General features: G+C 72.4%; 21 protein-coding genes and 1 pseudogene. 5 read left to right on the top strand and 17 right to left on the bottom strand.

The window, feature by feature from the left end; translation table 11 throughout:
* Positions 1–124 precede the first annotated feature (124 nt).
* Positions 125–3,238: an SCO5717 family growth-regulating ATPase gene (locus tag ABZ876_RS34620; RefSeq protein ID WP_361789249.1), complete on the top strand. Its 3,114-nt coding sequence runs from the start codon at positions 125–127 to the stop codon at positions 3,236–3,238.
* Between the two features lie 94 nt (positions 3,239–3,332).
* Here the strand turns inward: ABZ876_RS34620 and ABZ876_RS34615 are convergent, their stop codons facing one another.
* The 11 genes from ABZ876_RS34615 to rimP all read right to left on the bottom strand — a co-directional run bounded on the left by ABZ876_RS34615 (position 3,333) and on the right by rimP (position 13,419).
* Positions 3,333–3,563, bottom strand: a complete 231-nt coding sequence (locus ABZ876_RS34615) for a DUF397 domain-containing protein (protein WP_234518597.1) — start codon at positions 3,561–3,563, stop codon at positions 3,333–3,335.
* Positions 3,564–3,696: 133 nt separating this feature from the next.
* Positions 3,697–4,653 carry a bifunctional riboflavin kinase/FAD synthetase gene (locus tag ABZ876_RS34610; protein WP_361789247.1) on the bottom strand — a complete coding sequence of 319 codons (957 nt, stop codon included), beginning with the start codon at positions 4,651–4,653 and terminating at the stop codon, positions 3,697–3,699.
* A gap of 310 nt (positions 4,654–4,963) precedes the next feature.
* Positions 4,964–5,176, bottom strand: coding sequence for a hypothetical protein (locus ABZ876_RS34605; RefSeq protein WP_361789245.1), 213 nt, complete (start codon positions 5,174–5,176; stop codon positions 4,964–4,966).
* Complete coding sequence (locus ABZ876_RS34600; RefSeq protein WP_361789244.1) at positions 5,173–6,078, bottom strand: hypothetical protein; 906 nt, start codon at positions 6,076–6,078, stop codon at positions 5,173–5,175. The genes ABZ876_RS34605 and ABZ876_RS34600 overlap by 4 nt, the downstream gene beginning before the upstream one ends.
* Before the next feature lie 227 nt (positions 6,079–6,305).
* The gene (truB, locus tag ABZ876_RS34595) at positions 6,306–7,211 is read right to left on the bottom strand and encodes a tRNA pseudouridine(55) synthase TruB (protein ID WP_361789242.1); all 906 of its coding nucleotides are present in this window, start codon (positions 7,209–7,211) and stop codon (positions 6,306–6,308) included.
* The gene (rbfA, locus tag ABZ876_RS34590) at positions 7,208–7,660 is read right to left on the bottom strand and encodes a 30S ribosome-binding factor RbfA (protein ID WP_361789240.1); all 453 of its coding nucleotides are present in this window, start codon (positions 7,658–7,660) and stop codon (positions 7,208–7,210) included. Before rbfA ends, truB begins: the two co-directional genes overlap by 4 nt.
* A gap of 46 nt (positions 7,661–7,706) precedes the next feature.
* Positions 7,707–8,000 carry a DUF503 domain-containing protein gene (locus tag ABZ876_RS34585; RefSeq protein WP_361789238.1) on the bottom strand — a complete coding sequence of 98 codons (294 nt, stop codon included), beginning with the start codon at positions 7,998–8,000 and terminating at the stop codon, positions 7,707–7,709.
* A gap of 203 nt (positions 8,001–8,203) precedes the next feature.
* Positions 8,204–11,326, bottom strand: coding sequence for a translation initiation factor IF-2 (infB, locus tag ABZ876_RS34580; RefSeq protein ID WP_361789236.1), 3,123 nt, complete (start codon positions 11,324–11,326; stop codon positions 8,204–8,206).
* A gap of 145 nt (positions 11,327–11,471) precedes the next feature.
* On the bottom strand, positions 11,472–11,783 hold the full coding sequence (locus ABZ876_RS34575) for a YlxR family RNase P modulator (RefSeq protein ID WP_361789234.1): 312 nt from the start codon (positions 11,781–11,783) through the stop codon (positions 11,472–11,474).
* A 128-nt stretch (positions 11,784–11,911) separates the two neighbouring features.
* A complete protein-coding gene (gene nusA, locus ABZ876_RS34570; protein ID WP_361789232.1) occupies positions 11,912–12,907 on the bottom strand; it encodes a transcription termination factor NusA in 996 nt (331 codons plus the stop codon).
* 2 nt (positions 12,908–12,909) lie between these two features.
* Positions 12,910–13,419, bottom strand: coding sequence for a ribosome maturation factor RimP (rimP, locus tag ABZ876_RS34565; RefSeq protein ID WP_361789230.1), 510 nt, complete (start codon positions 13,417–13,419; stop codon positions 12,910–12,912).
* Between the two features lie 203 nt (positions 13,420–13,622).
* Here rimP and ABZ876_RS34560 point away from each other — a divergent pair, with 203 nt between their 5' ends.
* From ABZ876_RS34560 to ABZ876_RS34550, 3 genes are all read left to right on the top strand, one after another.
* Positions 13,623–14,147 carry a hypothetical protein gene (locus ABZ876_RS34560; RefSeq protein ID WP_361789228.1) on the top strand — a complete coding sequence of 175 codons (525 nt, stop codon included), beginning with the start codon at positions 13,623–13,625 and terminating at the stop codon, positions 14,145–14,147.
* Positions 14,144–14,632, top strand: coding sequence for a ferritin-like domain-containing protein (locus tag ABZ876_RS34555; protein ID WP_361789226.1), 489 nt, complete (start codon positions 14,144–14,146; stop codon positions 14,630–14,632). The genes ABZ876_RS34560 and ABZ876_RS34555 overlap by 4 nt, the downstream gene beginning before the upstream one ends.
* A 74-nt stretch (positions 14,633–14,706) precedes the next feature.
* On the top strand, positions 14,707–15,609 hold the full coding sequence (locus tag ABZ876_RS34550) for an aminoglycoside phosphotransferase family protein (protein WP_361789224.1): 903 nt from the start codon (positions 14,707–14,709) through the stop codon (positions 15,607–15,609).
* 379 nt (positions 15,610–15,988) lie between these two features.
* Here ABZ876_RS34550 and ABZ876_RS34545 read toward each other — a convergent pair whose 3' ends face one another.
* From ABZ876_RS34545 to ABZ876_RS34525, 5 genes are all read right to left on the bottom strand, one after another.
* Positions 15,989–17,689: a proline--tRNA ligase gene (locus ABZ876_RS34545; protein WP_361789223.1), complete on the bottom strand. Its 1,701-nt coding sequence runs from the start codon at positions 17,687–17,689 to the stop codon at positions 15,989–15,991.
* Positions 17,690–17,797: 108 nt separating this feature from the next.
* Positions 17,798–18,346 carry a GNAT family N-acetyltransferase gene (locus tag ABZ876_RS34540; protein WP_361789221.1) on the bottom strand — a complete coding sequence of 183 codons (549 nt, stop codon included), beginning with the start codon at positions 18,344–18,346 and terminating at the stop codon, positions 17,798–17,800.
* A 31-nt stretch (positions 18,347–18,377) separates the two neighbouring features.
* Complete coding sequence (locus tag ABZ876_RS34535; protein WP_361789219.1) at positions 18,378–19,226, bottom strand: GNAT family N-acetyltransferase; 849 nt, start codon at positions 19,224–19,226, stop codon at positions 18,378–18,380.
* A gap of 92 nt (positions 19,227–19,318) precedes the next feature.
* A complete protein-coding gene (locus ABZ876_RS34530; RefSeq protein ID WP_361789217.1) occupies positions 19,319–19,576 on the bottom strand; it encodes a DUF397 domain-containing protein in 258 nt (85 codons plus the stop codon).
* Entirely contained in the window at positions 19,573–20,391 is an 819-nt protein-coding gene (locus tag ABZ876_RS34525; RefSeq protein WP_361789215.1) for a helix-turn-helix transcriptional regulator, read from the bottom strand. The genes ABZ876_RS34530 and ABZ876_RS34525 overlap by 4 nt, the downstream gene beginning before the upstream one ends.
* A gap of 131 nt (positions 20,392–20,522) precedes the next feature.
* Here ABZ876_RS34525 and ABZ876_RS34520 point away from each other — a divergent pair, with 131 nt between their 5' ends.
* Complete coding sequence (locus tag ABZ876_RS34520; protein WP_361789213.1) at positions 20,523–20,987, top strand: ATP-binding protein; 465 nt, start codon at positions 20,523–20,525, stop codon at positions 20,985–20,987.
* 31 nt (positions 20,988–21,018) lie between these two features.
* Here the strand turns inward: ABZ876_RS34520 and ABZ876_RS34515 are convergent.
* A pseudogene (locus ABZ876_RS34515) lies at positions 21,019–21,163 on the bottom strand (4-hydroxy-3-methylbut-2-en-1-yl diphosphate synthase); the annotation flags it as partial.

Genomic DNA, 21,163 nt, shown 5'->3' with positions numbered 1-21,163 from the left:
GCGATACGAGTGATTAGTCTTCTGGTGATGCGGTGACGATCGCAGCCGCGTGGGACTCGCCACTCGGTCCGCCCGGCCGCGACGACGACCAACTCAGCAGCAGTGGCTGACCAGGAGGCAAGCAGTGAACAGCGATCGGTCCGAGTACAACGGCGGCAGCCCGTCCTCGGACGGGGACGATCAAGAGGTTGACCTCACCGGCGAATTCGAAATCGTCTACACGCCTCCCGCCTGGTACGCCCAAAGCACGCAGGGTGGCTCCGCGGCCGCCGGACCGCGGGAGGCCGGCCAGGCACCGCCACCGCCACCTCCGGGACCGCACGCAGGGCCGCCCGTCGGGCCGCCGGGCGCTCCCGCCCCCCAGGTCCCCGCACCGCACACTCCGGCAGCCCAGGTCCCCGCACCGCACACTCCCGCGCCCCAGGCCGCCGTGCCCCAGCCGCCGGCATCCCAGGCCGCCGCGCCGCACGCTGCGGCACCCCAGGTGCCCGCGCCGGCGCAGCCGTACGCCCAGAGCGTGCCGCAGCAGCCCGCGCAAGGCACACCCGGCGTACCCGGCGGCGCACCTGGTGCGCCCGGTGCGAACCCGTACGCAACGGACGGCTACGGATTTCCGCAGCAGCACCCCGCGCCGGGCACTGCCCAGCCGACCGCAGGCGCCATGGCCCCCGGCGGCTACGGCTACCCCCAGCAGACGGCCGCGGGCGCACCCCAGCAGACAGCCGCGGGCGCACCCCAGCCGAGCCAGGGGGCACCGGGCGGTTACGGCCTGCCGCCCCAGCAGCAGGTGCCGGCCCAGCCGTCCAGCGCGCCCGGCTTCCCCGTGCTGCGACCGGTCGACGAGGACGCCCAGGCCAACGCGCCGCAGAGCAACCCGCCCCAGGGCAACCCGCCTCCGGCCGGCCCGCTCCCCGCCGACCCGCCCCAGGCCGCTGCCCCGACGGCGAGCGTTCCCTCGGGGACCGTCCCCGAGCAGCCGATGCCCGAACTCAACCACGCCGCCGCCGACGCCGAGGCGGAACGGCTGTTCGGCGATGCCGACGACGAGCAGCCGGAGGAGGAGCGGTTCGAGGAGGCGGAGCCCGGTGACTTTGCCGGGTCCGTGTCCGGTGCGGAGGGCGAGGAGACTGCGGGCGTACGGCCCGATGCTGAGTCCGCCGCTCAGACCGTCCCTGAGACCGTGTCAAGGACGGCTGAAACGGGGCCGGAAGCAGAGCCGGAAGTACAACCGGAGGCAGAGACCGGCGCGGAGGCGGCCACGGCGGCAGCCGCACAGGCACAGGCACAGGCGGGGGCTGAGAGGGAGCCGGCGCCCGCCGCTCCAGGCCCTCTGCCCGCGACGCAGGGGCAGCAGCCACCCGCGCCGCCCGCCGCACAGCCGCCGGCGGCACCCCAGGCGGACCCGGAGCTTCCCCCGCTGCCGGAGGGCTATGTCACCGCGCACCCCGTCCAGGGTGTACCGCAGCAGGCAGGGCAGCCGGGCCAGGCCCCGGCCGCCGCCCAGGGCATCCCCGGGCAGGCCACCGGGTACGGGCATCCTCAGCCCCCCGCCCAGCCAGGACCCGGACAGCCGACGCCTCCGCAGGGCACGTTCGGCCCGCCCCAGCCGTCCGCGTTCCCGGCCCAGCCGCCCGCCTTCCCGACGCAGCCCGGGCAGCCCCAGCCCCAGCCCCCGCAGCCGCAGGCCGCCGGTTACGGCTACCCGCAGCCGCCCGCCCAGCCGCTGCCGCAGCAGCCCGGACCGGTCGCCTACGGTTATCCGCCGCAGCAGCCCGGCTACGGCTACCCGCTGCCCACTCCGCAGCAGCCCGCGCCCCACCAGCAGCCCGCGCAGCCCACGCCCCACCAGCAGCCCACGCCCCACCAGCAGCCTCCGGCCCAGCCTCTGCCCCAGCAACAGGCGCCGCAGCAACAGGTGCCCCAGCAGCAGGCGCCGCAGCAGCAGGCACCCCAGCAGCACCCCGCTGCCCCGCACGACGCCTACGGCAACCAGGGCTGGACGGCCCCGGTCGGTCCCCAGGCCGGGCCCGGTGCCCCACAGCAGCAGGCCGCGCCCGGCACCCCGCTCGGCTACAACGCCGCCGTGGAGCTCTCCTCCGACCGGCTGCTGCGCAACCAGCCCAAGGCCCGCAAGAACAACGCGGGCTCGTCCCGGTTCAAGTTCGGCGCCAAGAAGGAGGAGGCCGAGCGGCAGCGGAAGCTGGGGCTGATCCGTACGCCCGTGATGTCCTGCTACCGGATCGCGGTGATCAGCCTCAAGGGCGGCGTGGGCAAGACCACGACGACCATGTCGCTCGGCGCGACGCTCGCCACCGAGCGCCAGGACAAGATCCTGGCGATCGACGCCAACCCGGACGCCGGCACCCTCGGCCGTCGGGTGCGGCGCGAGACGGGCGCCACCATCCGCGACCTCGTGCAGGCGATCCCGCAGCTGAACAGCTACATGGACATCCGCCGCTTCACCTCGCAGGCCCCCTCGGGTCTGGAGATCATCGCCAACGACGTGGACCCGGCGGTCTCCACCACCTTCAACGACCAGGACTACCGCAGCGCGCTCGAGGTGCTGGGCCGGCAGTATCCGATCATCCTCACGGACTCGGGTACCGGTCTGCTCTACAGCGCGATGCGCGGAGTCCTGGACCTCGCCGACCAGTTGATCATCATCTCCACGCCCTCGGTGGACGGGGCGAGCAGCGCCTCCACCACGCTCGACTGGCTCTCGGCGAACGGGTTCGCCGATCTGGTCCAGCGGTCGATCACCGTGATCTCCGGTGTCCGCGAGACGGGCAAGATGATCAAGGTGGAGGACATCGTCGCGCACTTCGAGACCCGCTGCCGCGGTGTCGTCGTGGTGCCCTTCGACGAGCACCTCTCGGCGGGCGCCGAGGTGGACCTCAACATGATGCGTCCGAAGACCCGCGAGGCCTACTTCGATCTCGCCGCTCTCGTCGCCGAGGACATCGCCCGGACGCAGCAGGGCTTCGGCAACCCGAACCTCCAGTTCCAGCAGCACCCCCAGGGGTACGCGCCTCCGCAGCAGCCCCAGCAGCCCTACGCCCAGCCCGGTGGCGCCCCCCAGCCGGGGCAGGGCTGGCAGCAGCCCGCACCGGGGCAGAGCTGGCAGCAGCAGCCTCCGGCGCCGGGGCAGAGCTGGCAGCAGCCCCCGGCACAGGCCCAGGATCCGCAGCAGAACCAGCCGCAGCAGGGCCCCGTACCGCCCGGCTGGACACAGCAGTAACACAGCAGCAAGGGACTGGGGCCGGTCGCGGACCGGCCGGGCAACGCCAGAGGGCCGGCACCGTCACGGTGCCGGCCCTCTGGCGTCCGTATCACTACCGCAGATCGAACTCCCCGTCGCGCGCCCCGAGGACGAACGCCCGCCACTCCGCCGCGGTGTAGCGGAGCACCGTGTCGGGGTCCGCGGAGTTGCGCATCGCGACGGCGCCGCCTTCCAGATAGGCGATCTCCACCCGCTCGTCCTGGGGACCGTCAGGGGAGCCGACCCACTCGACGTCGCTGATGTCCAGGGCGTACAGCGCTTCCTTCTCCTGCTCAGTCGCCACCGGTTCACTCCGTTCCACCGACCTTACGGACGGTCAGGATTCTACAACCGAGCGCGGCGGCAGGGGGTTTCCCGAAGGAACCGGGCGGGCGAATCCAGCAGATGGGTTCGGCGGGCGGGTTCGGCAGGCGGGTTCAGGCGCGGCCTTCCGCGGCCGCGATCAGCTCACGGCAGCGCTTCACGTCCTCCGCCATCTGCTCCAGCAGGGCGTCGAGCGACTCGAACCTGGCCTGGCCGCGGACGAACGCGAGGAAGTCGACGGCGACATGCAGCCCGTACAGGTCCAGGCCCACCCGGTCGATGGCGTACGCCTCCACGGTCCGCTCGGTGCCGTCGAACTGGGGGTTGGTGCCGACGGAGATCGCGGCCGGCATCGCCTCGCCCTGGACGTGCAGCCACCCGGCGTAGACGCCGTCGGCGGGGATCGCGGTGTGCGGCAGGGTCTCGACGTTGGCGGTCGGGAAGCCGAGGTCGCGGCCGCGCTGGGCACCGCGCACCACCACGCCCTCGACCCGGTGCGGACGCCCGAGGATCTCGCTGGCGCCCTCCACATCGCCCTCGGCGATCAGTCGCCGGGTCAGGGTGGAGGAGAAGGGCTCGCCGCCGCCCGCCTCACCGGTCACGTACAGGTCGACCACCTCGACCTCGAAGTCGTACGTCTTGCCCTGCTCGGCCAGGAACTCCACGTTCCCGGCGGCCTTGTGGCCGAAGCGGAAGTTGGGGCCCTCGACGACGGCCTTGGCGTGCAACTTGTCGACGAGGACCTTCACCACGAAGTCGGCGGGCGAGAGCCGGGAGAACTCGGTGGTGAAGGGCAGGATCAGGACCGCGTCGACGCCCAGTTCGGCGCACAGTTCGGCGCGCCGGTGGTGCGGGGCGAGCAGCGGCGGGTGGCTGCCGGGGCGCACGACCTCGCTGGGGTGCGGGTCGAAGGTGACGAGGACCGAGGGAACGCCCAGCTCACGGGCGCGTTCCACGGCGTGCTTGATGATCAACTGGTGTCCGCGGTGGACTCCGTCATAGGAGCCGATGGTGACGACGCTGCGTCCCCAGTCCTCGGGGATGTCCTCCAAGCCACGCCAGCGCTGCACTGTGACCGCTCCTCGTCGAACCCGTGTCCGTGTCTGCCTCATACGCAGGTCTAAGGGTGCCATGCCAGGCGCCTTCGGCCCGCATCGGCATGGTTGCTGTGACGGGCGGCACGCAAACCGGACGGCCGGGTCCGGTCGGACCACGACCGATCTGGCGGGGGCAGACCGGCCCACGAGCGGTCGGCCGGGACAGACCGACCCACCACCAACCGGCCGGGACACACCCGCCCACCACCACCCGGCCAGGACACCCCCGCCCACCACCACCCGGCCAGGACACCCCCGCCCACGACCGATCGGCCGGGGCAAGTCACGCCGGGACCCGTGCGGACGCGAGGACCTCGATCATGCGGCGGGTGCCCGGGCCGACCAGGACGGCCCACTCCCCCGGGGCCTCGGCCATCCAGCGGGCGGCGAGCTGTGCGAAGGCCGGTGCCTGCCGGGCCGGCTCGAGCAGCCCGCGGTCGAGGCGGGCGGCGCCCTCCCGGGTACGGGCCAGCAGCAGGGCCGCCCGGTGGATCACACGGCGGGCGTGCGCGGCCCCGCCGGGGTCCATGCCGTGGTGCACACCGCCGGCGGCGGCCCGCAGCGGGACGTCGAGGACCGCGGGGTCCCCCTCCCGCGCCAGCAGCAGGTCGAGCAGCTCATGCCGCAGCGGGCGCGACTCCTCGCCGCCGGGCGCGGCCAGGACGGCGGCGAGCACGGACCGCACGCTCGGCGGTCCCCCGTCGAGCAGTCCGGCGACCAGCGGCAGAAGGACGGTACGGCGGCGAGGCCGTGGCCGACGCGCCGGGCGACGTAGGCGGCGATGTGCTGGGCGAGGCTCGGCGCGGCTCCCGGGCCGGAGGTGCTCCCGTCCTCCCGGCGCTGTGCCACGGCCTCGCGGATCAGGGCGGCGACCCGGCGGGCGAGGGCGGGCGTGGTGACGTCGGCGAGGGCGCACAGGGTCTCGCCGGCCTCGGGTCCGGAGTGTCCCAGCCGGGTGCGGAACGCGGAGAGCACCGGTTCCGGATGGGTGGTGAGGGCCGTGGCCAGGGCACTCGGGGACACCTGGGGGTCTCCGGCGGCGAAGCGCGCGAGGGCCCCCGGGAGGTGCCGGGCGCGGGTACGGGGATCGCGGACGAGGAGGGCGAGGGCTCCGCCGTGCACCGCGCAGTCGGCGGGGCGGGCCAGGGCGAGGCCGGCGTACGGCAGGGGCGTCACCGCGTCGGCGTCCACCACGCGGGCGCGTCCGCTCGGCGTGTGCGGCACCAGGCGTGCCAGCCCCTCGACGGCCTCGTGGCTCGTGATCACCGTGCCCCGGTGCTCGACCGCGAACCCGGTGCCGCGGGGGCGGCCCGCCAGGTCGCACACCCGTTCAAGGGCGGGTTCCGGGCCGTGCCCCTGCCCGCCGCGGTCCACTGTCCGAGGGCCTTGAACCGCCATGCTCGAACCTCCCCGCCGTGCCTGGGCTCGACGGTAGGCCGATGGTGATCAACGGAACAGATCTTGCGCCGAACGCGCCCCCTTCTGCCCCCTCCGTTCACTCCGAGCGCCTGCTCGATGGGGTGAATAGGCGCGGGGGGATGGATACACCTCTGGGAGGGGGAACCGAGGGGGGACCGTGGAGCGGCGGCTCGATCCCCGTGACCGCCGCTCCACGGGCACCGGCGTCAGCCGAAGACGGCCAGGCTCTTCGCCTTGCCCTTGAGCTCTTCGACGAGCGCGAGGAAACGGCCCTCGGGGTCGAAGACGGCGACGGGGCCGGCGCCCGTGTACTCGCCGGGCATCTCCAGGCGCACGCCGTTGGTCAGCAGCCGGGCGCGCTTGGCGTCCACGTCCCAGCGGGGGAACGCGGCCGAGGCGGCCTCCGCGATCGGTATCACGGTCAGCTCCTGCTGGAGCTGGTCCAGGGTGCGTGCGGACTCGAGCTTGTACGGTCCGACGCGGGTGCGCCGCAGCGCGGTGAGGTGTCCGCCGACACCGAGTCCGGCGCCCAGGTCGCGGGCGAGGGCCCGGATGTAGGTCCCGGAGGAACAGACGACGGAGACCAGCAGGTCCAGCACCGGGGTGCCGTCCTCGGCGACGGCGTCGCGGACGTCGTACACCGTGAAGGAGGAGACGGTGACCGGCCGGGCGGGGATCTCGAAGTCCTCGCCGTCGCGCGCCCGCTTGTACGAGCGCACGCCGTCGATCTTGATGGCGCTGACCTTGGACGGAACCTGGAGGATGTCGCCGGTCAGCTTGGCGATCCGCGCGTCGATGGCGTCGCGGGTGATCCTGGACGCGTCGGTCGAGGAGGTGACGTCCCCCTCTGCGTCGTCCGTGACGGTGGTCTGCCCGAGCCGGACGGTGCCCAGGTACTCCTTCTCGGTCAGGGCGAGGTGCCCGAGGAGCTTGGTGGCCTTCTCCACACCGAGGACGAGCACGCCGGTCGCCATCGGATCCAGGGTGCCGGCATGTCCCACGCGCCGTGTCCGGGCGATTCCGCGCATCTTGGCGACGACGTCGTGCGAAGTGAAGCCCGACGGCTTGTCGACGATGACGAGGCCGTCGGGCGTGGTGTGCTGCTGGGTCATTCGGCGGTGTCGTCCGTCTCGTCCTCGGAGCCGGGCTTCTTGTACGGGTCGGCGTCACCGGCGTACGCGGCACCCGTGGCCGCCTCGCGCACCTTCGCGTCGGAGGCGCGCGCCTGGTCGAGGAGGTCCTCGATGGTCCGGGCGGTGTCCGGAAGGGCGTCCGCGACGAAGGTGAGGGTGGGCGTGAACTTCACGCCCGCGGCGCGTCCGACCTCGGAGCGCAGGATGCCCTTGGCGCTCTCCAGGCCCGCGGCCGCGGCCTGTCGCTCCTCGTCGTCCCCGTACACCGTGTAGAAGACGGTCGCCTCCCGCAGATCGCCCGTCACCCGGGTGTCCGTGATGGTGACGTTCGAGCCGAGCCGCGGGTCCTTGATCCCGCGCTGCAGCTTCTGGGCCACCACCTCTCGGATGAGGTCCGCCAGCCTCTTAGCCCGCGCGTTGTCGGCCACTGGTCCGTCTCCCGTTCTTTCCTGTCTGTGTTCTTGCTGTTCTTGCTCAGTCGTCGTCGCCGTGGAAGCGCCGTCTCACGGACAGCAGTTCCACCTCGGGGCGGCCGGCGACCAGCCGCTCGCACCGGTCCAGTACGTCGGTCACATGCCCCGCGTCACCGGAGACCACGGCCAGGCCGATACAGGCCCGCCGGTAGAGGTCCAGGTGGTCCACCTCGGCCGCACTCACCGCGTACTTCCGCTGGAGTTCGGCGACGATCGGTCGGACGACGGAGCGCTTCTCCTTCAGCGACCGTACGTCGCCCAGGAGGAGGTCGAAGGACAGCGTCCCCACATACATGTATGCATCCGGATGACCCGCCGGTACGGGATCGATGGCCCCGCCGCCGGGAGGCGCAGGGACACGAAAACCGTACAACGAACACCGGAGGCGACTCGAAGGGGTTTTCTCCGGGCAGGCAGCCCGGACAGACGGCGCGCTGGCCGACGGGACGTGGTCCCGTCGGCCAGCAGCGATCCATCCGTACTCACACCGCTGGGTGGTTACACCCGCGGCTTCTCGCGCATCTCGTACGTCGCGATGACGTCGTCGACCTTGATGTCGTTGAAGTTTCCGAGGTTGATACCACCCTCGAAGCCTTCGCGGATCTCGGTGACGTCGTCCTTGAAGCGACGCAGACCCTCGATGGTGAGGTTCTCCGCGACCACCTTGCCGTCGCGGATGAGGCGGGCCTTGGTGTTGCGTCGGACCTCGCCCGAGCGGATGAGCACACCGGCGATGTTGCCCAGCTTGGACGACTTGAAGACCTCGCGGATCTCCGCCGTACCGAGCTCGACCTCCTCGAACTCCGGCTTCAGCATGCCCTTCAGGGCCGCCTCGATCTCCTCGATCGCCTGGTAGATGACCGAGTAGTACCGGACGTCCACGCCCTCGCGCTCGGCCATCTGCGCCGCGCGGCCTGCCGCACGGACGTTGAAGCCGATCACGATGGCGTCCGAGCCCATCGCCAGGTCGATGTCCGACTCCGTGACCGCACCGACGCCGCGGTGCAGGACGCGGATGTCGACCTCTTCGCCGACGTCGAGCTGGAGCAGAGAGGACTCGAGCGCCTCGACCGAACCGGAAGCGTCACCCTTGATGATCAGGTTCAGCTGCTGGACCTCGCCGGCCTTGAGCACCTTGTCCAGGTCCTCCAGCGACACACGGCGCGTGCGCTTGGCGAACGCGGCGTTCCGCTCGCGGGCGGCACGCTTCTCCGCGATCTGGCGGGCCGTACGGTCCTCCTCGACCACGATGAAGTTGTCTCCGGCACCCGGGACGTTGGTCAGACCCAGGACCTGCACCGGCGTCGACGGGCCGGCCTCGGCCACGTTGTTGCCGTTGTCGTCGAGCATCGCCCGGACGCGGCCGTACGCGTCGCCGACCACCATCGTGTCGCCGACCCGCAGCGTGCCTCGCTGGACGAGGACCGTCGCCACGGCACCGCGGCCGCGGTCGAGACGGGACTCGATCGAGATGCCCTGCGCGTCCTGGTTCGGGTTGGCCCGAAGGTCCAGGGCGGCGTCGGCCGTGAGGACCACGGCCTCCAGCAGGCTGTCGATGTGCAGGCCCTGCTTGGCGGAGATGTCGACGAACATCGTGTCGCCGCCGTACTCCTCGGCCACGAGGCCGTACTCGGTCAGCTGACCGCGCACCTTGGTCGGGTCCGCGCCCTCGACGTCGATCTTGTTGACCGCGACCACGATCGGCACCTCGGCCGCCTTGGCGTGGTTCAGGGCCTCGACCGTCTGCGGCATAACACCGTCGTTGGCCGCGACCACGAGGATCGCGATGTCCGTCGACTTGGCACCACGGGCACGCATGGCGGTGAACGCCTCGTGACCCGGGGTGTCGATGAAGGTGATCGCCCGGTCGTCGCCGTTGACCTGGGTCGCGACCTGGTAGGCACCGATGTGCTGGGTGATGCCACCGGCCTCGCCCGCGATGACGTTCGTCTTGCGGATGGCGTCGAGCAGACGGGTCTTGCCGTGGTCGACGTGACCCATGACGGTCACCACCGGCGGACGGACGACCAGGTCCTCCTCGGAGCCCTCGTCCTCACCGAACTCCAGGTCGAAGGACTCGAGCAGCTCGCGGTCCTCCTCCTCGGGGCTGACGATCTGAACCGTGTAGTTCATCTCGCCGGCGAGGAGCAGCAGGGTCTCGTCGGAGACGGACTGCGTGGCCGTGACCATCTCGCCCAGGTTCATCATGACCGCGACGAGGGACGCCGGGTTGGCGTTGATCTTCTCCGCGAAGTCGGTGAGCGACGCACCGCGCGACAGGCGAATGGCCTCGCCGTTGCCGCGAGGCAGCATCACACCGCCGACCGACGGGGCCTGCATGGCCTCGTACTCCTGACGGCGCTGCCGCTTCGACTTGCGGCCGCGACGCGCCGGACCGCCGGGACGGCCGAACGCACCCTGCGTGCCACCGCGACCACCCGGACCACCGGGACGACCGCCGAAGCCGGGACGGCCACCGCCGCCACCGCCGAAGCCGCCGCCACCGCCGGGAGCGCCGCCACCGGGACGGCCGGCGAAGCCGCCGCCGCCGGGACGACCGGCACCGCCGCCGCCGGGACGACCGGCGAAGCCGCCGCCGCCCGGACGACCGCCGCCGCCGGGACGACCCGCACCGGCCGGACGGCCGCCGGGGCCGCCACCGGGACGCGGGCCGGCAGCGGGACGCTGCGGCATCATGCCGGGGTTCGGACGCGGGCCCGCGGGACCGCCACCGGGACGCGGACCGCCCTGCGGACGGGGCATCGAGCCCGGACTCGGGCGCGGACCGCCCGGAGCCTGCGGACGGGGACCGCCGCCCGCACCCTGCGGACGGGGACCGCCGCCCGCACCCTGCGGACGGGGACCGCCCTGGCCCGCGCCCTGCGGACGCGGGGCGCCGGGGCCACCGGGACCGCCCGGGCGGGGGCCCTGCGGACGCGGCGCCTGCGGGCGCGCCATGCCGGTGGAGCCACCGGAGGTGAAGGGGTTGTTACCCGGACGCGGACCGGCCGGACGGGCACCGGAACGCTGTCCCGGGCCGCCAGGACGCTGAGCGCCCGGACGAGCGGCCTGACCGCCGCCCTGACCCTGACCCTGCCCCTGGCCGTGCGCGGCCGGACGTGCGCCGGGCTTCGGGGCGCCGGGACGGGCTCCCGGACGCGGGGCCGGGGTGGCCGGAGCCGACGGCGGCGCCGTGAACTCGGGCGTACCCGGCGTGGGTGCCGCCGGGGCGGGCCGCGGCGCGGGCTTCGGGCCGGGCGCCGGCCGCGGACCCGGGGCCGCGGGGCGCTCCGCCACGGGGCGCTCGGCCCCGGGACGTTCGGCCGCGGGGCGCTCGGCCGCCGGGGCCTTGGGCGCCGGCGGGCGCGGGGCAGCCGGACGTGCGGCCTGTGCCGGAGAGGGCGCGGCCGGCTTCGCCGGTGCTGCCTTGCGGGGGGCGGCGGCCTTCGCGCCACCGCCGTTGCCCTGCTGCAAGGCGTCGGTCAGCTTACGTACTACGGGCGCCTCGATAGTCGAGGACGCCGAACGGACGAATTCACCGAGTTCCTGGAGCTTGGCCATGACGACCTTGCTCTCCACACCGAACTCCTTGGCGAGTTCGTAGACCCGGACCTTAGCCACTTCGCTCCTTTGAGGTCCGGGTTGCGGCCGGACCGTCGCTAGTTCATGGGCGTACTCATCGCGTACTCATCGAGTGCTCATCGCAATCTCGACCTGCTTTCGACTCGCGAGGTACCAGACCGCACGGAGTTCCGTGCGGCGCTTCTTACAGTGCTGCCTGCTCAGCGAGGCGCTGTCGGCAACCTTCGGTCTGCTCGACGTAGTGGCGCAACGCCTTTACATCGAGCTGTCCCGGGACGCGAAGCGCCCGCGGGAAGGCCCGGCGGCGAACCGCCAGGTCGACACAGGCCGGCACAGGGTGCACATAGGCTCCCCGGCCGGGCAGCGTACCGCGAGGATCGGGGACACAGTCGTCCTCGATCACCACGGTGCGCAGCAGTTCGATCTTGGCCGCTCGCTCCCGGCACCCCACACAGGTGCGTTCAGGGCATACGCGGGCGTGCGTCCGGCCAGACACGGTTAAGTCTACCTCCCCGTACCGACCTCACCCCTTTGGGGCAAGAATCGAACAGTTGCTGCGCAGAAAACTGTCGTGATCTCAGCGACGCCCGGCCGGGATGTATTCCCGGGCCGAGGCCAGCGGCCTCATCCCTGCCCGTCCGCGGGCTGCTCGGTGTCCGGTCGGATGTCGATCCGCCAGCCGGTGAGCCGGGCGGCGAGGCGGGCGTTCTGCCCCTCCTTGCCGATCGCGAGCGACAGCTGGTAGTCGGGGACCGTCACCCGCGCGGAGCGGGCCGCGAAGTCCACGACCTCCACCTTGGACACACGGGCCGGCGAGAGCGCGTTGGCCACCATCTCGGCCGGGTCGTCCGACCAGTCGACGATGTCGATCTTCTCGCCGTTCAGCTCGCCCATGACATTGCGCACCCGGCCGCCCATCGGTCCGATGCAGGCGCCCTTGGCGTTCAGACCCGATCGGGTGGACCGGACGGCGATCTTGGTGCGGTGGCCGGCCTCACGGGCGATCGCGGCGATCTCGACGGACCCGTCGGCGATCTCCGGCACCTCCAGCGCGAACAGCTTTTTCACCAGATTGGGGTGGGTGCGCGAGAGGGTGACGGACGGACCGCGCACACCCTTGGCCACCCGAACGACGTACGAGCGGATCCGCTTGCCGTGCTCGTAGCTCTCCCCCGGCACCTGCTCCTGCACCGGCAGGATGGCCTCGAGCTTGCCGATGTCCACGAGCACGTTCTTCGGGTCGCGGCCCTGCTGGACCACGCCGGTGACGATGTCGCCCTCGCGGCCCGCGTACTCGCCGAGCGTCGCGTCGTCCTCGGCGTCGCGCAGGCGTTGCAGGATGACCTGCTTGGCGGTGGTGGCGGCGATCCGGCCGAAGCCCGAGGGGGTGTCGTCGAACTCGCGGGCCTCCTGCCCCTCCTGAAGGTCCTCAGGGTCCTCCTTCGCCCACACAGTCACATGGCCGGTCTCCCGGTTGAGCTCCACGCGCGCGTGGCGGCGGCTTCCCTCGGTGCGGTGGTAGGCGATGAGGAGGGCCGCCTCGATCGCCTCGACCAGCAGGTCGAAGGAGATCTCCTTCTCCCGTACCAAGCCCCGCAGGGCACTCATGTCGATGTCCACGGCTACGCCTCCTCCTCTTCCTTCATGTCCTTCGTGTCCTTGCGGCTGAACTCGACCTGTACGCGCGCCCTGTCGATGTCCGGGAAGGCGAGTCTGCGGGTGGTGGCCTTGCGGCCCTTCACACCTGGCACCTCGAGGTCGACTCCGTCGTCGTCGACCCGCACAATCCTGGCGACCAGCTCGCCGCCCTCGGCCAGCTGGAACTTCACCAGCCGGCCCGCGGCCCGCACGTAGTGCCGGTGTTCCTTGAGGAGGCGCTCCGCGCCCGGGGTTCCGACCTCGAGGAGGTACTCGCCCTCGCCCATCGCGTCCGTCTCGTCGAGCTTCGCCGAGAGCGCGCGGCTCACATCGGCGATCTGGTCCAGGTCCGCCCCGGTGTCTGAGTCGACGACGACGCGCAGCACCCGCTTGCGTCCGACGGAGTCCACGGCGATCTCTTCGAGATCGAGTCCCTGGGAGCTGACGAGCGGTTCCAGCAGTTCTCGCAGCCTCTCGCTCTGGGTGGTGCTCATCCGGGTGACTCCTCGGCCGCGTGTGCTGTTGTGAGATGGTCGCGTGTCAGGTCAAAGGGTATCCGGTCCCGGGGGGTGTTGCCGTCCACCGGCGCCGTCGGCGGCCCGGGCCGAGCCGATGGCGAGTGGCGGGGCGGGGCGCGGGTACGGTGATCACGGGCAGCCGCCCATCCGTTCGTACGAGGTCTTCGAGGACGTCTGCCGTGCCGTTCCCCCCGCATCCGCGCATCCGCCTGCGCAGAAGGAGCCTGTTCGCCTCGGCCGCGGGCGCCGCGCTGGTCGCCGGCTGCACCGGCGCCCTGGACCCGGCCGGCCCGGGCCGCGGCTCCTCGGCCGCCGACCGGGCACGCGCGCGTGCGGCCCGTGACAGCGAGAAGCTGGCGGAACGGTACGCCGCCGTGATCGCCGCCCACCCGGCGCTCGCGGCCCGGCTGGAGCCGCTGCGAGTCCAAGTCGTCCGGCACGCACACGCGTTCGGCAGCCGCGCGGGGACCTCGGCATCCCCCTCGGCTTCGGCATCCCCCTCGACTTCGGCCTCGCCGGCTGCGCCCGCCGTACCGGCCGACCCCAAGGCGGCCCTCGCCGGTCTGGCGCAGGCCGAGCGCGCCCTGGCCGACCGGCGGACCGACGCGCTGCTGAAGGTGCCGGGCGAGCTGGCGCGGCTGATGGCGTCCGTGGCGGCGGCCGGGGCCGCGCATGTGTATCTGCTGACGGAAGGCGGACAGTGAGCACCAGCGACAGCACGCCGAGGGCCGCCGGCGCCGAGCTGACGGCCCTCCAGGCCGCCCTGCGCGCCGAGCACGCCACGGTCTACGGCTACGGTGTGGTCGGCGGGCGCATCCGGCAGGACCGGCGGGCGGAGGCACACGCCGCCTACGATGCCCACCGCGCCCGGCGGGACGAGCTGGCGCGGGCCGTACGGGACCTGGGCGGCACACCGGAGGCCGCCGCTGCCGCGTATGCGCTGCCCTTCTCCGTCCCCGACCCGGCCGCCGCCGTGCGGCTCGCCGCCGAGCTGGAGGAGCGGCTGGCCGGGGTGTACTCGGACCTGGTCCGGGCCTCGACGGGCGAGCGGCGGCGGTTCGCCGCGCAGGCGCTGCGGGAGGCGGCGGTGCGGGCGGTGCGCTGGAGCGGCGAGAGCGTAGCCTTCCCTGGTCTCGCCGAGCGGGCGGCCGGGGCCACCCCTGCCGCGCCGGTGACACCGCGGGCCTGAGCGGCCCTGCGGGACCTTGGCGTACGCGCACACCGCACGCGTGCGAAGCCGACCTGGAAAGGAACTCCTCGCGCATGGCTTTCGAACCGCCGCAGCGTCTCGTGCGGGCGCTCGGCGAGACGCTGCCGGACGGTGGCGCCGAGTGGCTGGACCGGCTCCCCGAGCTGATCCGGCAGGCCGTCGATCTACGCGGGTTGACCGTGGAGCGGGTGCAGGCGCCGGGCGGGCGCAGCAGCCTTGTGCTGCTGGTGCGGCAGGCGGACGGCACACCCGTCGTGCTGAAGCTGGCGCCGCCCCGGGCGCGGCCGGAGAGCGAGCGGGCGGCTCTCGCGCACTGGAACGGCTCCGGCGCGGTACGGCTCCTGGACGCGGACCCCGAGCGGGGGGTGCTGCTGCTGGAGCGGCTCCATCCGGAGATGTCGGTGCGCTCGCTGCCGGAGGCGAGGGCCCTGCTGGAGGCGGCGGGCACGCTGCGCCGGCTGTGGGTGGCGCCGCCTGCCGGGCACTCCTTCGAGACGGTGGCGGGGCGCACCGGGCGGCAGGCCGAGTCGATGCGGGAGGGGGCCCGGACGGACCCCGAGGCGGCGCCGTTGATCGAGGCGGCGCTCGCGGCCCGCGAGCGGCTGCTGGCCGATCCGCCCGAGGACCGGCTGCTGCACGGCACCTTCCGGCAGAGCAAGATCCTCGCCGGGGAGCGGATGCCGTGGCTGGCCGTGGGTCCCGATCCGGTGGTCGGCGAGTGCGCCTTCGATCTGGCGCGTCTGGTGCGGGATCGGGTGGAGGACCTGATCGCGGCGCCTTCCGGCGCGGCGATCACGCGCCGCCGGGTGAAGCGGCTCGCGGAGTCGCTGGAACTGGACCAGGAGCGGCTGCGCGGCTGGACGCTGTTCCGGGCGGTCGAGTCGGGGGTACGGGCACGCCGCGTGGGCCGCACCCAGGACGCGGAACTCCTGCTCGAGTTCGCGACCTGGCTGTAGCGGGGCGGCCCACCGGTGCCATGGCGGACGGCGACCGGGCGGCAGGGTTCCCGGGGCGGGCGGGCCGTGGCCGACGCGGGCCGCCATCCGCCACGGCCGCAGGCGCAGGACCAGGGCCAAGCACGGCGGCCATGCGCAACCGCGCGTCGAGGGAGGCACGGCGGACCGGCCGACCCCGGCCAGGTGGCACAGAACCCCGCGCGGTCCCGGATCGCCGACGGCCGCCGGTCGGTGACCGGCGGCCGTTGCGGCGCAGGAGGAGCGTCCGTCCGTCAAGGAGTGGACCGGGACCGGGCCGTCAGGCCGTCGGACGCGGACGGCGACCGGGCGGCAGGACTGCGAGGGCGCCGCCCGGCGGCAGGACGACGAGGGCGAGCCGTCAGGCGGTGAGGCGGGCGATGGCCTCGTCCACCGTCAGTTCCTCACGCTCACCCGTCCGGCGGTCCTTGAGCTCCACGATGCCCTCGGCGGAGCGGCGGCCCGCCACCAGGATCTTCGGCACACCGATCAGCTCGGCGTCCGTGAACTTCACGCCCGGCGAGACACCGGCCCGGTCGTCCACCAGGACGCGGGCGCCGGCCTCGGCCAGCTTCCCGGACACCTCGAGGGCCAGCTCGGTCTGGAGCGCCTTGCCGGCCGCCACGACGTGCACGTCGGCCGGGGCGACCTCCGCGGGCCAGCACAGGCCCTGCTCGTCGGCGGTCTGCTCGGCGAGCGCGGCGACCGCACGGGAGACACCGACGCCGTAGGAGCCCATGGTCACGCGGACCGGCTTGCCGTTCTGGCCGAGCACGTCGAGCTTGAGGGCGTCGGCGTACTTGCGGCCCAGCTGGAAGATGTGCCCGATCTCGATCGCGCGGTCGAGCTTGAGCCCGGTGCCGCAGTTGGGGCACGGGTCGCCCTCCTTCACCACCACCACGTCGACGTACGCGTCGACCTCGAAGTCACGTCCGGCGACCACGTTCTTCGCGTGCATGCCCTCCTCGTTGGCACCGGTGATCCAGGAGGTGCCGGGGGCCACGCGCGGGTCGGCGATGTACGTGACCTTGTCCAGGCCCTGCGGGCCGACGTAGCCGCGGACCAGGTCGGGCCGGTTGATGAAGTCCTCGACGCCGACGAGCTCGACGGCGGCCGGGGCGAAGTGCGCCTCGACCTTGTCCATGTCGACCTCCCGGTCGCCGGGGACACCGACGGCGACGATCTCGCCGTCGACCTTGACGAGGAGGTTCTTCAGGGTGGCGGAGGCCGGGACGCCGAGCGAGGCGGCGAGGGTCTCGATGGTCGGGGTGTCGGGGGTCGGGATCTTCTCGAGCGCGGGCACGTCCGTGGCGTCGACCGGCTTCGCCTCGTAGGCGATCGCCTCGGTGTTGGCCGCGAAGTCGCAGTTCGGGCAGTCCGCGAAGGTGTCCTCGCCGGCGCCGGCCGGGGCGAGGAACTCCTCGGACTTGGAGCCGCCCATCGCGCCCGCGGTCGCGGCGACGATGCGGTAGTCGAGGCCGAGGCGCTCGAAGATGCGCTGGTAGGCCTGGCGGTGCAGGGCGTAGGACTGGGCGAGGCCCTCGTCCTCGAGGTCGAAGGAGTACGAGTCCTTCATCTGGAACTCACGGCCGCGCAGGATGCCCGCGCGGGGCCGGGCCTCGTCCCGGAACTTCGTCTGGATCTGGTAGAGGATGACCGGCAGGTCCTTGTACGAGGACGCCTGGTCCTTCACCAACAGGGTGAAGATCTCCTCGTGGGTCGGGCCGAGCAGATAGTCGCCGCCCTTGCGGTCCTTGAGGCGGAACAGCTCGGAGCCGTACTCGTCCCAGCGGCCGGTCGCGTCGTACGGCTCGCGGGGCAGCAGGGCGGGGAGCAGCACCTCCTGCGCGCCGATCGCGTCCATCTCCTCGCGGACGATCCGCTCCACATTGGCGAGGACCTTCTTGCCGAGCGGCAGCCAGGTCCACACGCCGGCGGCGGTGCGGCGGACGTAGCCGGCGCGGACCAGCAGCTTGTGGCTGAGGACCTCGGCGTCCGCCGGGTCGTCGCGCAGCGTCTTCGCCATCAACTGGGACATGCGCTGGACCGGTGCCTTCGCCATCGTTTCTCGTACTCCTGCCGATGAGGGTCCCCCCGCCCGGGCGAGGCCGAGATGGGGGAGGGTGATGGCTAGGAGGTTAGCCGGGCTTGCTGTGCCGGTGGAAATCCGTTATCGGCGACGGAGCGGCAGCGGTGCCCCCATCACGGCGTACGGCTTGGGTGCGCTGGGGAAGACCACCTGCCGCGCCAGATCCACATAGCCCAGCGAGTGGTACAGGCCGCGGGCCGGGCTGTCGGTGTCGATCGCCGAGAGGATCGAGCGGGGCTGCGCGGCGCCGTCGGTGATGGTGGTGATCAGGGCGCGCCCGATGCCGCGGTTCTGGTGGTGGGGGTGGACGTGCAGCTCGGTGATCACGAAGGAGTCGTCGAGCCAGTCGTCATGTCCGTGGGCGCGCAGATACGGTTCGACGACGGTGGACCACCAGTGTGTACGGTCGTTGGGCATGCCGTAGACGAACCCGGCCAGCCGTCCGTCGCCGGTGGTGGCGCCGAGGGCGCGCGCCCCCGGGTAGTTCATGTGCCGCAGCACGATCTGGCGGCGTACGGCGATCTCCTCGGCGCCGAGCCCGAAAGCGAGGGCCTGCACGGCGAGCGCCTCGTCGACGCGTGCGGACAGGTCCAAGGGGCCGATCACTACGTCGTCGGGGGTACGCGGCATGCCTGGAGCCTACCGGGGCGCCGGCCCCCTCTCAGAACAAGATGCTCATGAAAGCGCCGACCTCCTGGAACCCCACCCTGTGGTACGTCCGCCGGGCGGCGGTGTTGAAGTCGTTGACGTACAGGCTCACCACCGGCGCCACGTCCGCGAGCGCGTACCGCAGCACCGCCGCCATGCCGGGCGCCGCGAAGCCCTGGCCGCGGTACTCGGGGGCGACCCAGACACCCTGGATCTGGCAGGCGTGCGGGGTGGCCGCGCCGATCTCCGCCTTGAACACGACCCGGCCCTGGTCGTCGAGCCGGGCGAAGGACCTCCCGGCGCCGACGAGTTCGGCGACCCGCGCCTGGTACAGCAGCCCGCCGTCACCGGCCAGCGGGGAGACGCCGACCTCCTCGGTGAACATCGCCACGCACGCCGGCATGATCATCTCCAGCTCGTCCTTGCGGATGCGGCGGACGTAGGGATCCGGGGCGATGTCGGCGGGCATGCGGTCGGTGATCATGAGCGGCTGGTGGGCGCGGACCTCGCGGGCCGGGCCCCAGCCGGGCTCCAGCAGCCGCCACAGCTGGGCGGTGGGCTCGGCGGGGCCGACGATCGAGGAGCAGCGGCGGCCGGCGCGCCGGGCGCGGTCGGCGAAGGCGCGCACCGCGCGGGGGGTCGCGCAGATCGGTACGAGATTGGCGCCCGCGTAGCAGAGCGACGTGAGCATGCCGTCCTCGTACCAGCCCCACATCTCGCCGCCGAGGCGCCACGGGTCGAGGCCGGCGACCTGGACCCGGGACGTCACGAACGCGTTCGCGACCGGCTCGCGGTCGAGGACCGCGAGCGCGGCGTCCAGGTCACTCGGTTCGAGGACCCGAGTGGTGGTCTGCGTCAACACGTGCGGAAGCCTCACCCTGGGGTCTGCTGATCTCCGCACTGTACCTGCCGTGCCACCGCGTCGCCGCCCGGCGGCAGAGCGTAAGCGTACGGTCACCGAGCGGCAAACCCTGTGAACGCCTCCCAGGTCGCGGGCCGGAGGGTGAGGGTGGGACCGGTGTCCGGGTCGTGCTTGGAGTCGCGTACGTGGATGGCGGTGGGGCAGGGGGCGACTTCTACGCATTCGCCCCCGTCACCACTGCTGTAGGTGGACTTACGCCAGTCGAGGGCAACTTCGAGGCACTCCCCCCCTTCGCCGCTGCTGTGGCTGCTTTTGAACCACACCGGCTCGGACAGCGCTTCGACGTTCATCTCTCCCCCAGCAACTTCTCTACGTGGGCCAGCGATTGGCGCGGCGTTAGAGCTTGGGCTCGCAGGACGCCGTAGCGCTCCTCCATCTCCCTGACCGTTTGGCGATCGGTGTAGAGGCGGCTGCTCGTATGTGCGTCCACGTAAGCGATCCTGCGCCCTTTCACCGTCTCGATCAAGGTGAATCGACCGAAGAGTGCCGCGTGCTCCTCACGGTCATCCGGCATGACCTGGATCTCCACGTTGCGTCGATGGCCGACCAGCAGAATCTGCTCCAACTGCCCCCGCATGACTGGCCATCCGCCTAAGCACTTGCGCAGGACCGCATCCTCCATCACGAAGCTGATGGTGGGCATGGGCTTCCGTGCAAAGATCTCTTGCCGAGCCAGCCGCGCCGCCACGCGCTGCTCGATCGTCTCCTCATCCAGAGCAGGCCGCCACATGGTGAACACCGCCCGCGCATACTCCTCCGTCTGCAACAGCCCGGGGACCGCCTGGACGGCGAACACGTGCAACGCGACCGCCTCCCTCTCCAACTTCGCCGCGTCCTGGAAGAACGGCGGATACTGCGCCCTCTCCATCTCCTCGACCAGCTCCAGCAACACCCCATGCGCGCCCAGCACTTCATCCGCCCGCTCGATGAACTGCCGCGACGGAATCCGTCTCCCCTGCTCGAACGAGGCGATCGTCGACTCCGAATAGCCCGTACGCGCGCCCAGTTCGGCGCGCCCTATCCCCGCCCACGCCCGCAGCCTCTTCAACTGCCGTCCGAAAAGCGCGGCACGCCCGTCCCCGTGGTCTGCTCCTCGCTCATACACCCCTCACCGTTCTCGCGCGGCACCGGTTACGGCTCACCTCGCGTACAGACGCGCCCCGACCACGTACAACACACGACGGTCCCGGCTCAGCCGCTGTTCAACGCTACGCAGCGTGCGCGAGCGTGAGCATCATGAAGTCAGCAACTCCCTCCGACCGGCATATGCAGAAGCGCACCCCGCCCGCGCACGCGTTCGAGATGCGCTTCACGTCCAGTCCCCGGGGCGCCCGGCTCGCCCGGCGTCTGGTCTCACACCGTCTCCACGAGTGGGGGCACCCCTACGACGGCACCCTCAACGAGACCGTCACGCTCATCGCCGCCGAGCTGGCCGCCAACGCCGTACGGCACGGGCATGTGCCGGGGCGGGACTTCCATGTCCGGCTGACCGATACGCCGGACGGAGTACGCCTGGAGGTCTCCGACACCCGCACCGAGCGCCTTCCCGACCCCCGGCCCCCGCAGGACCCGGGGGACGACGAGTCCGGGCGGGGCCTGCTGCTGGTGGAGGCGCTCGCCGACCGGTGGGGCGTGGAGCCGCGCAGTCCGGGGAAATGCGTCTGGGCGGACGTACGACCGAGTCCCGCCACCCACAGGTGACGGGACTCGGGAAAAACGCGGGAAGGAAAGGTCACTCCGCGACGGAGACGGACGGCTCGCCGGAGGTCACGCCGTCCTTCTCCATCTGCTCGGCGAGCTTCATGGCCTCCTCGATCAGGGTCTCCACGATCTTCGACTCGGGCACCGTCTTGATGACCTCGCCCTTGACGAAGATC

It is taken from the genome of Streptomyces sp. NPDC046931 (assembly GCF_040644655.1).
In the GTDB taxonomy this organism is placed as follows: domain Bacteria; phylum Actinomycetota; class Actinomycetes; order Streptomycetales; family Streptomycetaceae; genus Streptomyces.
The sequence above is the reverse complement of the archived record's forward strand: the minus strand, read 5'-3'. Positions and strand labels throughout refer to the sequence as shown.

Bases quoted from the DNA above. Each gene is read 5' to 3' on its own strand.
- rimP (WP_361789230.1), bottom strand. From the start codon at position 13,419: ATGAGCACCACCCAGAGCGAGAGGCTGCGAGAACTGCTGGAACCGCTC.
- ABZ876_RS34540 (WP_361789221.1), bottom strand. From the start codon at position 18,346: ATGCCGCGTACCCCCGACGACGTAGTGATCGGCCCCTTGGACCTGTCC.
- ABZ876_RS34530 (WP_361789217.1), bottom strand. From the start codon at position 19,576: ATGAACGTCGAAGCGCTGTCCGAGCCGGTGTGGTTCAAAAGCAGCCAC.
- ABZ876_RS34585 (WP_361789238.1), bottom strand. From the start codon at position 8,000: ATGTATGTGGGGACGCTGTCCTTCGACCTCCTCCTGGGCGACGTACGG.
- ABZ876_RS34545 (WP_361789223.1), bottom strand. From the start codon at position 17,689: ATGGCGAAGGCACCGGTCCAGCGCATGTCCCAGTTGATGGCGAAGACG.
- ABZ876_RS34550 (WP_361789224.1), top strand. From the start codon at position 14,707: ATGGCTTTCGAACCGCCGCAGCGTCTCGTGCGGGCGCTCGGCGAGACG.
- ABZ876_RS34600 (WP_361789244.1), bottom strand. From the start codon at position 6,078: ATGGCGGTTCAAGGCCCTCGGACAGTGGACCGCGGCGGGCAGGGGCAC.
- truB (WP_361789242.1), bottom strand. From the start codon at position 7,211: ATGACCCAGCAGCACACCACGCCCGACGGCCTCGTCATCGTCGACAAG.
- ABZ876_RS34520 (WP_361789213.1), top strand. From the start codon at position 20,523: ATGAAGTCAGCAACTCCCTCCGACCGGCATATGCAGAAGCGCACCCCG.